Origin of the sequence: Peristeroidobacter soli (assembly GCF_004138485.1) — a bacterium.
Taxonomy (GTDB): domain Bacteria; phylum Pseudomonadota; class Gammaproteobacteria; order Steroidobacterales; family Steroidobacteraceae; genus Steroidobacter; species Steroidobacter soli.
Genome location: NZ_RYEV01000004.1, coordinates 261,600 through 272,997, shown reverse-complemented (window position 1 = coordinate 272,997; position 11,398 = coordinate 261,600). Strand labels below are relative to the sequence as shown.

The following is an 11,398-nucleotide window of genomic DNA, read 5'->3' as shown; positions in this document are numbered from 1 at the left end:
CCGCAGGCCTCACTGGCCGGAGAGTCGTTTTCCGAACGAGACCGCGTAGGCCGGGGAGCGGAACAGCAGCACGGGATCGTTGGTGGGCGCAACGCCATCGGTCATGACCAGCGGATCGAAGTTGATCGGCTCGCACGCCTTACCCTTCTGCTGGGGCGTCGCCTGGGTGATGGTCAGCGTACCGGCCTTGAAATGTTTGCGGGTCTCCGGCCAGGCCAGCGTCGGGTCGTCCTGTGGGTCGCCGGGCTCGCCGACGTAGACGATCATGTCCCACACCGCCGGTGCCTTGCCGGTTCGCTCGATCAGGTTCTTCTCCAGGAAGTCATGAGGCGCTGCCTTCATTTCCTCGGCCGTCAGTTCCTTCACGCCATCGCGCGGCACGAAGCGCCATTTCACCAGGTGTTCCGCGTTCTTCGAGTCGATGAACTTGAAAGTATGGATGCCGAAGTAGGGCGTTTGATAGTAGTTCGCCGTTGGATTGTGGCCGCTGGAGAGCTCGCGCAGGGCCATCGCGTCGGGGTGCGTGGCGAGATAGGCTTTCAACTTCTCCGGATCGGGCTGGCCGGTCTTCGGATCCGGCCTGGCGGCAATGAGCGCATCACGGAAGGACGCCGGCGTCCTGGCGGCGAAGATGGGCGCATTGATCATCGTAATGTGATGCAAGGCGCCGCCGGGAAGGCGGAACTCGAGCGCCATGCCGCGAGGGGCCGGCGCCGCATCCGGGACTTCCGGATTGCCACCGCCGAGCGAAAAGCGGGCGACGACCGGGATGGGTTTGCCGGAGAAGAGCACGGATCGGCTGAGTGCCGCAGCTTCGGTCGTGCCGACGAACTCACCCGCCGCGCACGTGCCCTTGATGTGATTCCTGCGTTGGCCGGCATGGGCGCCGAAGGTCCCTTCGAAGGCATCGATCATCTGCGGCGCGGTAACCTCGGCGGCAGAAGCAATGGATGTGGCTGATACCAACGCCAGCAGAACGGATCGCGCGAGGCCGTGACCAGATGACGACATTTGGGGAAACCTCTCGGAAGGAGACTTACATAGTGCGTGAGGCCGACGCTCTTCTGCAAGCATGGGTTTAGATGATCATGTCTGGGCGCTGAGAGACAGTCCGGGCACTCGCTGCAGCTCCCGTGAGATTTGGGCGCTCACGCTGCGCAGTAGCTCCAGCCGCTCCGCTGCAAGCTTCGTGCGTGTCGTCTTCTTCGAGTGACTGGAACTGTTTAGCGCCGCGACCACACGGCGGGCCTTGTCGAAGACCGGGACCGCGACCGCGACGACGCCATAAGCCAATTCGTCCTCGACAGCCGAGTAGCCGACGCGCCGGCATTCATCGATCAGCGAACGCAATTTGCCGCGATCCGTGACGGTGCGCTCGGTCAGCGCACTGATTTCCGCCTGCTCGAAATATTGTTGCAGTCGTTCCGGAGACAGGCCGGCGAGCAACACGCGTCCCATCGAAGTGGGATAGGCCGGCAAACGGCTGCCAACGTGAGCTTCCAGTCGCATCAAGGTGCGCACGGAGGTGCGAGCGACGTACACGATGTGAGTTCCATCGAGCACGGTGAGCGCGGCGGAGTCGCCGGTCTGTCGCGCGAGGTCTTCCAGGTAGGTTCTGGTGAGCACTTCGATGTTCATCGAATCGAGATACGCGGCACCGAGCTCGAGCACCTTGGGACGCAGTAGAAAGTCCCGGCCCGACTGCATGACGTAGCCGAGCTCCGCGAGCGTGAGCAAACACCGTCGCGCCGTCGCGGCCGGCAGGCCCGCTCTGCTGGCGATCTCGCTCAGTGTCAGCGAAGCAGAGTCGTACGTGAAGGCGCGAATGACTTCGAGCCCCTTCGCGAGGCCGCCCATCGCCTCGCGTCGTGCGGATTTCTTCATGAGAACAACAGCTCTTTTCGGCTAGCGAAAAAACGCCGCGATCGCGATTGACGGCCGGCGGTGGCGGGATTCACCATGATTCGCATGACGAAGTTATATTCGGTATGCGAAAAATTATCCAGACCTCAGCGATCTGGATGGCGGGGGGGCGCATGAAGATCGGTCGTCAGACTCATCGCGCCTCGGCGATCTCCACTTCGAACGAGGCGGCCATCCTCGTGCGTGGACATGATCTGTGCGAGGAGCTGGTCGGGCGCATTTCTTTCACCGATCACGTCTGGTTGCTGGTGACCGGGGAATTGCCGAGCGAGGCACAGCGTCGCGTGCTCGACGCGGTGCTGGTCGCGATCGCCGAGCACGGACTGGTGCCGAGTGTGCAGGCAGCCCGCATGACGCTCGCCGCCGCTCCCGAGGCGCTGCAGGGCGCCGTCGCGGCAGGGCTGCTCGGGTGTGGCTCGGTCATTCTGGGGGCTTCCGAAGATGCCGGACGCCTGTTGCACGAAACGGTGACGCGAGCGGAATCAAACAAATCGATGCGAGCGGCGGCCAGCGAGATCGTTGGCGAGTATCGAGCCGCGCAGCGAGCGATTCCGGGCTACGGCCATCCGCTGCACAAAGATTACGACCCGCGCGCGCGACGGTTGCTCGCAGTTGCCAGTGAAGTTGGCGCTCGCGGCCGCTACACCGAGGCCGCGCAGGCCATCGCGCTCGTGCTGCCGGAGATTACCGGCAAGCCGCTTGCGATGAACGTATCGGCTGCCATTCCGGCGACGCTTCTGGATGCGGGCTATCCGCTGCTCGCGCTGAGAGGAGCACCGCTGCTTGCGCGTACCGCGAGTCTCATTGCGCACCTGCTGGAAGAGCGCACTCGGCCCATCGGCTTCGTGCTTTCTCATGCCGGCGCGGCAGCGATCGACTACGACGGACGCAAGCCGGAAGGCTTCGTGGCATCCGATCAGTAACGCAGGCAACCGAGCCGTCATGCAATCCGTTCTCTCTGGCATCCGCGTCGTCGAGCAAGGCACCTTCATCACCGGGTCGTGCGCCGGCATGATGCTCGCGGATCTCGGCGCTGATGTGATCAAGGTGGAGAGTCCCGCCGGCGATCCGTATCGCAGTTACCAGGGCGGACAGTTCTCACCTCACTTTCAGGCCTACAACCGCAACAAGCGCAGCGTCGCACTCGACCTGCACCAGTCAGCCGACCGAGGTGCATTCGACTGCCTGGTGCGAAACGCGGATGTTTATATCCAGAACTTCCGGCCCGGCACCGCCGAGCGCCTCGGTGCCGGCGTCAATCGGCTGCGCGAGCTGAATTGGCGCCTGGTGTATTGCTCCATCAGCGGCTTCGGGTCGAGCGGACCGTATGTCGACCGACCCAGCTACGACTCGGTGGCTCAGGCGCTCAGCGGCTTTCTCAGTGTCGTCGTCGATGAAGAGCGTCCGCGATTCCTCGGTCCGGCGCTGGCCGACGCGATCACCGGAATATATGCGGCGTTTGGCGTGCTCGGCGCCTTGTTCGAGCGCGCGCGCACGGCTCGTGGCCGTCACGTCGAAGTCTCGATGCTCGAAGCGATGGCCCACTTCGCGGTGGAACCGTTCGCCGCGTTCTTCGCGCTGAACCAGGTGCCGAAGTCGAGTGATCGACCGCGGCTGGCGCAGGCGTACATCGTTCGCACTGCCGATGGCGAGCTGATCGCGATTCATCTGTCGTCGATCGAGAAATTCTGGCAAGGGCTCACCAGCGCGCTGGACAGCGAGCCATTGAGCGCCGACCCGCGCTTTCACACCCGACAGGGGCGCATCGAGCACTACGAGGCGCTCGGCGCCGAGCTCGACGCGCTGTTCGCGCGCCATCCATTGCGTCACTGGACTGAACAGCTCGAACGCAACGACGTGCCGTTCGCGCCAATCAATCGTATCGACCAGGTCGTCGAGGATCCGCAGGTACGCCATCTCGGACTGATCGTGCCGGTGGACGCGGGGAGTGGCGGCACGCGCGCGGTGCGTCCGCCAGTGCAGTTCGATGGTGTGAGGTCGGAGCGAGTGACATCGGCGCCGCAGCTCAACGAGCACGGCGCGGCGATTCGAGATGCCTTGGCTGCAGGCGGAGGCTGGCCCGAAAAAAGTTAACGGCGAGTCAGGGGGGAGCGAGAATGACTACCAAGAGGCGAGGGCTGGTGTTAGCTGGCGCGTCTGCGGTGCTGTGCATGAGCCCGTTCGATTTACCCGCTCAGGATCAGCAACAGGTGCAGGGCGCCAATCTGGAGGAGGTGATCGTGTCGGCACGCAAGCGCGATGAGTCCGTGCTCGATGTGCCGGTGGCGATCAACGTGTTCACGGCTGCGGATATCGAAGCGGCGGGCATCGAGCGGCCGCAGGACTTCATCGATCTCACGCCCAACATGAGTCTGGTGCAGACTCAGAATCAGGGAACGTCGTTCGTCACCGTGCGCGGCATTTCACAAGCGCGCAACAGCGAGCCTTCCGTGGCCGTGCTCATCGATGGCGTGCTGATGGTGAATCCAGCGCAGTTCAACCAGGAGCTGGTCGACATCGAAAGCATTCAGGTGCTGAAGGGGCCGCAAGGCGCGCTCTACGGGCGCAACGCCATCGGCGGCGCCATCATCGTGAACACCAAGCGGCCCAGCGACACGTTCGAAGGCAGCTTCACTGCCGGTTACGAGTCTGGCCCGGGGCAGCGTTTGCGTGGGAGCGTCAGCGGCCCGATCACTGACACCTTGAAATACCGGGTCGCCGCTTCCTACTTCGAAACCGATGGCTACATCGACAATGCGTTCCTCGGCGAGGAGGCGGATCCTTTCCGGGACGTGTCGACGCGCGTGCGCCTGCTATGGGAGCCGTCCGAGGCGTTCACCGCCGATTTGCGGTTCAATTCATCGCAGGTCGACACGCAGGCGCTGTACTTCAACATCACCGAGAGCGTGAACGACACCAGCCTGCCGGTGCGCGTGAACAATCCGGGAGTGAACGAGCGCGACATGTATGGCCTGTCGCTGAAGCTGGATTACGAGACCGGCGCCGGCACGTTCACTTCGGTGAGCTCCTATGACACCCTCGAGGAAATCCTCACCGGCGACCAGTTCAACTTTCTGCCCATCCCCGAGTCGGTGCTGTTTCAATTCTTCGGCGCCGACCAGGCGCAGCACCAGTACCTGGATGTCGATGCGATCAGCCAGGAGCTGCGTTTCACTTCACCGGCCGGGCAGCGCGTGCGCTGGATCGCCGGTGTGTATGGCATCGCCACCGATCGTTTCATCTCCACCGGCAACGTCTTCGATCTGGGCACCGGCGCGGTGCCACAGGTGCGCCGTCAGCCACTGCCGCTGTTCAACCCGCAGTTCACCTATCTAGCGGACTCGCAGGACAACTTCGCGTGGGCGGTCTTCGGCAACGTCGACGTTGACCTCTCGTCTCGCGTGGAAATGTCGCTCGCCCTGCGTTACGACCGCGACGAGCGCGAGAACACCACCAAGACACCGGCCGAGTTCATTCCGGCGTCTCTGGTCGGCCTGGCGCAGCCGGGGCAGGTTCGCAAGCACACGTGGGATGAGTGGCAGCCGAAGATTACGCTGCGGTTCAAGCCCACCGACGATTCGATGCTGTTCGCCGGCTACAGCCGCGGCTTTCGCAGCGGCGGGTTCAATCAAACCGGTGTCTCGGCGGCGGGCATTGCCGGCATCCAGGATCTGTTCGACGCGGAGACCGCCAACACTTATGAGATCGGCGCGAAGGCCGAATTTCTGGACCGCCGTCTGAGCGCGAGCGTGAATGCTTACTACACGCGCGCCGAGGGCTCGTATTTCTTCGTGTTCGATCCGAACACCAGCACCCAGAATCTGGGCAATCTGGATCGCGTCGACTATCAGGGCATGGAGCTGGAGCTGAAGGCGGCGCTCGCCGAGGGCTTCGATGCGTTCCTCGGCCTGGGGTATACGGATAGCGAGATCAAGCAGTCCGACCGCGCCGCCACCGATGTGGGCAACCAGGCACCGCTGGTCTCGGAGTACAGTGCGAATCTCGGGCTACAGTATCGCCGTCATCTCGGCGATACGTTGAGCGTGCTGGTGCGCACGGATTTCGAGGCGATCGGGCCGACGTGGTTCTATCCTGATAACTTCACCAAGCGCGATCCGGTGGAGCTGCTGAACCTGCGGCTGGGATTGGACGGCGGCCGGTGGTCGGCGACGGCGTGGGTGAAGAACCTCACCGACGAGGAGTACAACGCGGAGTGGTCGCCGGGCCCGCAGTTCTTTCCCAATCCCGGCTACACCAACAACTTTGTTTTCAAAGCGCTGCCGCGGCGCTGGGGCGTCGATCTGACGTACCGGTTCTAGTTCGAGGATCACAGGAGCACTGACATGGCCACCACCAACAAATTGCCGTCCCGGCTGCATCACACGGCCTACGTTGCCAAGAACCTGGAGGCGACGCGCCAGTTCTACGAGGATGTCGTCGGCCTGCCGCTGATGGCGGCCTGGTGCGAGTCCGACGAGCTGTTCGGTGCCGAGCGCACGTATTGTCACCTGTTCTTCGGGCTCGGCGATGGCAGCGCGCTCGCGTTTTTTCAATTCGCGCGGCCGGAGGATCAGGCGCTGTTCGGACCGAAGATGCCGGAAACGCCGTTTCATCACGTCGCGCTCAAAGTGGATGCGGACGTGCAGAAGGGGATCGAGCAGCGGCTGCGCGCGGCCGGTTATACCGAGCCGAAGATGTATGTCCTCGAACACGGCTATTGCCGTTCGCTGTACGCGGTCGATCCCGACGGCATGATCGTCGAATTCACCGTCGACCATCCCGAGGTGGAAAAAATCAACGCCACGCGCCGTGCCGATGCTCATGCGGAGCTCAAGCGCTGGCTCGCGGGCGAACATCGTTCCAACAACATGTTCCGTTGATCGGGGAGGGGGCACCTTGAAGACCAGCGCGGATCGGATACTGGTCACGCTCGTCGGGAGTCTGCCGCGCTCGCAGGCGGTCACCGACGTGCTGTTTGCTCGCGAGCGAGGGGAGCCGCTCGACGAATTCGCCGCCCGTGCCACCATCGCCGCTGGAGTCATCGACGCGGTACGACGCCAGGTCGCCAGCGGCGTGGACGTGGTGAGCGACGGCGAGATGAGCAAGATCAGCTATGCCACCTACATCAAGGACCGATTGACGGGATTTGCGGGGGATACACCGCGTGAGCCGGGCCAGGATCTGGTGGATTTCCCTCGCATCCTGAAGCGTCTCGCGGACACGGGGGCAACGGCCAGGTACCAGCGACCTCGCTGCGTGGCGGAGATTCGAGTCAGCGATCTGCGTCCGGCGCAGACCGACGTCGATAACCTGCAAGCGGCCGTGCATGCGGCCGGGCCTGCGGAGGGCTTTCTCAACGCCGCCTCGCCGGGCGTGATCGCGCTGTTTCAACCCAACGATTACTACCGCACGCAAGACGACTATCTCGAAGCGGTGGCCGAAGGGATGCGCGCCGAATATGAGCTGATAACCGGTGCCGGCCTGCTGTTGCAGATCGACGCTCCGGATCTTGCGATGGGGCGACACACGATGTATCGCCACCATACGGCCGAGGACTTTCTCCGCAGCGCCTCGCGTCACGTGGAAGTACTGAACCATGCCTTGCGTAACGTGCCCGCCGACCGCGTGCGCATGCACGTGTGTTGGGGCAACTACGAAGGCCCGCATCACCACGATGTGCCGCTGGAACAGTTGCTGCCGATCGTGCTCGGGGCGCGCGTGCAGGGATTGTTGATCGAGGGCGCCAATCCGCGCCACGAGCACGAGTGGTCGGTGTTTCGTGAGCAGCCCCTGCCCGACGACAAGGTGCTGATTCCCGGTGTCATCAGCTCCACGACCAATTACATCGAGCATCCGTTGCTGGTCGCGGAACGGCTGTGTCGATACGCCGATGTGGTGGGTCGCGAGCGTGTCATGGCCGGCACCGACTGTGGCTTCGGCACGTTCGCCGGGTTCGGGCCGGTCGATCCCGATGTGGCTTATCTCAAGCTGAAGTCATTGTCGGAGGGCGCGGCGATCGCCTCGAACCGGTTGTGGGGGCGACACTGAGCGGCGCGCAATACATCGAGGTGGACGGCGCAAGTCTGCGGGCGCGCAGTGCTGGAGCGGGTCCGGCCGTGGTACTGGTGCACGGCTGGGCGCTCGATCTGGAAATGTGGCGGGCACAGATCGATCTGCTCGCCGATCGATATCACGTGATCGCCTTCGACCGGCGGGGCTTCGGTCGTTCCTCCGGCGTGCCTGGTCTCGAACAGGATGTGCACGATATCGAGCGGGTGATGGACGCGTTCTCCGTCTCATCCGCGGCGCTGGTCGGAATGTCGCAAGGCGCGCGCGTCGCCCTGCGGTGGGCTTTGAAACATCCGGAACGAATCTCGTGTCTGGTGCTGGACGGTCCGCCGGCGGAGGGCTGGCCGCAGTCGGTCGGTGCGAAGGAGATTCCCATCGATGAATACCGGCAGCGGATCGGTGTCGGCGGCGTGGATGCATTTCGCAGCATGTGGCTACAGCATCCTTTCATGAAGCTCCATACAGGCTCGCCGTGCGCGCACGCGCTGTTGCGTGAAATCGTCGTTCGCTATCCCGCGCTGGATCTGTTGAACGAACCGGCGGAGTTGCCGTTGCTTTGCGAACGTGACTTGCAGCGTGTGTCCGTGCCGACGCTGATTCTCAGTGGCGAGCACGATTCCCCGCAACGTCGATCCATTGCAGCCCGGATGACTCGGGCGTTGCCGGAGGCGCGCCTGAGGGTATTGAGCGGCGTCGGTCATCTCGGCGCGTTGGACGATCCGGTTTCGTACGTGCAGGCGCTGCGTGATTTCTTTTCGGGCCAGCCGGCGATGAGTGCCGGCGCGGCCCTGTAATTTCTGGAGGAGCAGATGGCCAAGGTGGGATTGATCGTCGGCAGCCTGCGCACTGGCGCATTCACTCGGTTGATGGCTCGCGCGTTGCCGGAGCTTGCGCCGTCGTCTCTGGAGTTCTTCACACTCGAGATCGGTGACCTGCCGTTCTACAACGAGGATCTGGAGACCGGCTCACCACCGGCGCCGTGGACGCGCTTCAGACACCAAGTGCGCAGCGCCGACGGAATTCTGTTCATCACTCCGGAATACAATCGCAGCATTCCTGGGGTGCTGAAGAATGCGCTCGACGTGGGCTCACGTCCGTGGGGTCAGAGCGCCTGGGATGGCAAGCCCGCGGCAGTGATAGGCCAGAGCCCCGGGGCGCTCGGCGGCATGGCCGCCGCACATCATCTGCGGCAGGTGTTGCTGGCAGTGAACCTCGCCGCCATGCCTCATCCTGAAGCCTACATTCCTGCCGTGGCGACCTTATTCGACGACAGCGGCCGGTTGCAGAATGCCCCGACGCGTGAGTTCATGACGGGCTTCCTGCAGGCGTTCGCGACCTGGCTGGAGCGGTTTCCGCGACCCTCGGGGCAGTAGTTCCTCGACTGGCTCTTCGGAGTGATGCCGGCGGGCGCATGAGATCGAAACAATGCGCCACCTGCATTCTTCGAGAGTTTCATGCGCTCGTATTCCTTGTTCGTGCTCATTCCCACGGCCGCATTGTGGTCGGGTGCTCCGGTACTCGCGCAGAGCGGGCCCTCATGTGCTTCGGGAGCGTGGACCGGCTCGGTGACCTATAGCCGCACGCTGCAGGTCGACGATGAGAAGACCGTGGAGCGCGTCTCGAATCGCGGCCTGGATTACAAGCAATCGCGGCTGTACTACGAATTCAAGGCGAACGTCGCCGTCCTCGAAGATCCGGACAGCGAGACTGACGGCAGCATCGGCAAGGCCACGGTCACGCACCAGCAGACGTTCAACGAAACCGCGTCATCCACCGAGAAGAACTCCTGCGATCAGGGCAAGACCTGGCAGACGATGACCGGCAACTTCACCAAGCAGTCGTCGATTTCCGGCAATGGCAGCGACGACGCCAATGTGATCGTCAGCGTGAACGATGACGGAACGTACTCGGTCAGCGTCTCCGTGCCGCGTATCAAGGCGCAGCGCTCGGCGTCGGAGAGCTCGACTTACAGCGGTCAATGCCGGCCGAAGGAAGGCAAGACCACCACCATGCCGCCGACGCAGGTGGAAGTGGAGGGCGGCGCGCTGACCAGCAGCGGCCGCGATCGGGTGAATCGCTCCAATCCCAACCGCATCTCGGGCTCCTATGCGCTGACCAATGTGAATGTCACCGAGCGCATGACCTGGAATCTGGAAAAGTGCGGCGCGCCCTGGCGCCTCATCGCCCTCGAGTTCGAGGACATGAAGTTCCCGACCTGGAACCAGTGGCAGTCCATCGTCGAGCAGCGTGGCACGATCGATGGCAACCTGGTGAAGATCAAAGCCAAGGTGCTGAACACCTCGGCCGAGCAGAAGAGCGGCGAGGTGGTGTTCAAGGAAACCTATCGCGGCGACAAGTGGGACGGCGCGAAACCGGATAAAGCGTTGGGCGATATCGTGTTGTCGGTGAGCGCCGGGCCGGGCGAGACCAGGGACGTCGAAATGCTCTGGGATTCCTCCGGCTATGCCTGGTACGACGACGGGCGGCCGCGGCTCTTGCAGCGGATCAAGGCCGAGCTCAAGGAACGCAATCGAGTCGTCAACGAGATGACCCAGAACCTGAAGGTCGTACCCAAGCCGCTGGTGCTGGTGCATGGGCTGTGGAGCAACTGGACCGTGTTCGAGTCGTGGCAGAACCTCCTGACCACCAGCCATTCCTATGATTGGAAGGCGTTCCCGGTCGGTGAAGTCACCAGCAAGGGAATCATCAACACGGGCCGCGACGTGCTCTCGTCCGAGCAGACGAATACCATGGCGGACAACGCCGCGGCGCTGGGCCGTTACATCACCTATGCTCAGGAAGATCGGAATGCGTGGCACGTCGATGTGGTCGCGCATTCGGTCGGTGGGCTCATCGGTCGCTACTACATCAACGCATTGATGCCGGCGCCGTATCAGGATGGCCGGCCGCAGGTCTCACATCTGCTGATGCTGGGGACGCCGAACCTGGGCACGCCCTGCGCCGATGTCATGGACCTCACATTCAGTCTCACGGGCACGACACCCTACGTCATCCAGGAGATTCGTCAGGACGACATGGCGGCGTTCAATCGCCGCTTCCCGCAGAGCCGCGGCGTGCAGCTCGCGTCGCTGGCGGGCAATGCGTTGCCGACCATGTGCAAGACCATCATTCCGAATGACGGCTTCGTGTCGGTGCCCTCGGCGCACTGGACCATCGCCGATCGCGTCACTCAGTCACGCCTGCACACCGATATGATCGGCACCGAAACGTTCTCGAGCTTCATCCGGCCGCGTGTGGGTATCGGGCCCTCCGGCAATCACGCGCCCGTTGACGCAGCCGGCGGCGGGATGCATTAGGATGCGCAATCCGCGCCACACCCGTAGTACTCATTGACGCTATTGTCGGTGAACTTTCCGAGGTGACGCCGCGTTCAGCCTGACTGCCC

10 protein-coding genes are annotated in these 11,398 nt (G+C 63.3%); 8 read left to right on the top strand and 2 right to left on the bottom strand.

Going from position 1 to position 11,398, the window contains the following annotated elements:
• Positions 1 to 9 precede the first annotated feature (9 nt).
• Both EKO19_RS16950 and EKO19_RS16945 read right to left on the bottom strand, forming a co-directional pair.
• Entirely contained in the window at positions 10 to 1,011 is a 1,002-nt protein-coding gene (locus EKO19_RS16950) for a catalase family peroxidase (protein ID WP_129777644.1), read from the bottom strand.
• Positions 1,012 to 1,086: 75 nt separating this feature from the next.
• Complete coding sequence (locus tag EKO19_RS16945; RefSeq protein ID WP_129777643.1) at positions 1,087 to 1,884, bottom strand: IclR family transcriptional regulator domain-containing protein; 798 nt, start codon at positions 1,882 to 1,884, stop codon at positions 1,087 to 1,089.
• 152 nt (positions 1,885 to 2,036) lie between these two features.
• Here EKO19_RS16945 and EKO19_RS16940 point away from each other — a divergent pair, with 152 nt between their 5' ends.
• The 8 genes from EKO19_RS16940 to EKO19_RS16905 all read left to right on the top strand — a co-directional run bounded on the left by EKO19_RS16940 (position 2,037) and on the right by EKO19_RS16905 (position 11,309).
• On the top strand, positions 2,037 to 2,846 hold the full coding sequence (locus EKO19_RS16940; protein ID WP_129777642.1) for a citryl-CoA lyase: 810 nt from the start codon (positions 2,037 to 2,039) through the stop codon (positions 2,844 to 2,846).
• Positions 2,847 to 2,865: 19 nt separating this feature from the next.
• Positions 2,866 to 4,017, top strand: a complete 1,152-nt coding sequence (locus EKO19_RS16935) for a CaiB/BaiF CoA transferase family protein (RefSeq protein WP_129777641.1) — start codon at positions 2,866 to 2,868, stop codon at positions 4,015 to 4,017.
• 23 nt (positions 4,018 to 4,040) lie between these two features.
• Positions 4,041 to 6,242: a TonB-dependent receptor gene (locus tag EKO19_RS16930; RefSeq protein WP_129777640.1), complete on the top strand. Its 2,202-nt coding sequence runs from the start codon at positions 4,041 to 4,043 to the stop codon at positions 6,240 to 6,242.
• Between the two features lie 24 nt (positions 6,243 to 6,266).
• Positions 6,267 to 6,803 (top strand): VOC family protein, encoded by a 537-nt coding sequence (locus EKO19_RS16925; RefSeq protein ID WP_129777639.1) that lies wholly within the window; start codon positions 6,267 to 6,269, stop codon positions 6,801 to 6,803.
• 16 nt (positions 6,804 to 6,819) lie between these two features.
• A complete protein-coding gene (locus EKO19_RS16920) occupies positions 6,820 to 7,971 on the top strand; it encodes a cobalamin-independent methionine synthase II family protein (protein WP_129777638.1) in 1,152 nt (383 codons plus the stop codon).
• Positions 7,956 to 8,786, top strand: a complete 831-nt coding sequence (locus EKO19_RS16915) for an alpha/beta fold hydrolase (RefSeq protein ID WP_129777637.1) — start codon at positions 7,956 to 7,958, stop codon at positions 8,784 to 8,786. Before EKO19_RS16920 ends, EKO19_RS16915 begins: the two co-directional genes overlap by 16 nt.
• Before the next feature lie 15 nt (positions 8,787 to 8,801).
• Positions 8,802 to 9,365: an NADPH-dependent FMN reductase gene (locus tag EKO19_RS16910; protein ID WP_129777636.1), complete on the top strand. Its 564-nt coding sequence runs from the start codon at positions 8,802 to 8,804 to the stop codon at positions 9,363 to 9,365.
• Between the two features lie 81 nt (positions 9,366 to 9,446).
• On the top strand, positions 9,447 to 11,309 hold the full coding sequence (locus tag EKO19_RS16905; RefSeq protein WP_129777635.1) for an esterase/lipase family protein: 1,863 nt from the start codon (positions 9,447 to 9,449) through the stop codon (positions 11,307 to 11,309).
• The last annotated feature ends 89 nt before the right edge of the window (positions 11,310 to 11,398 follow it).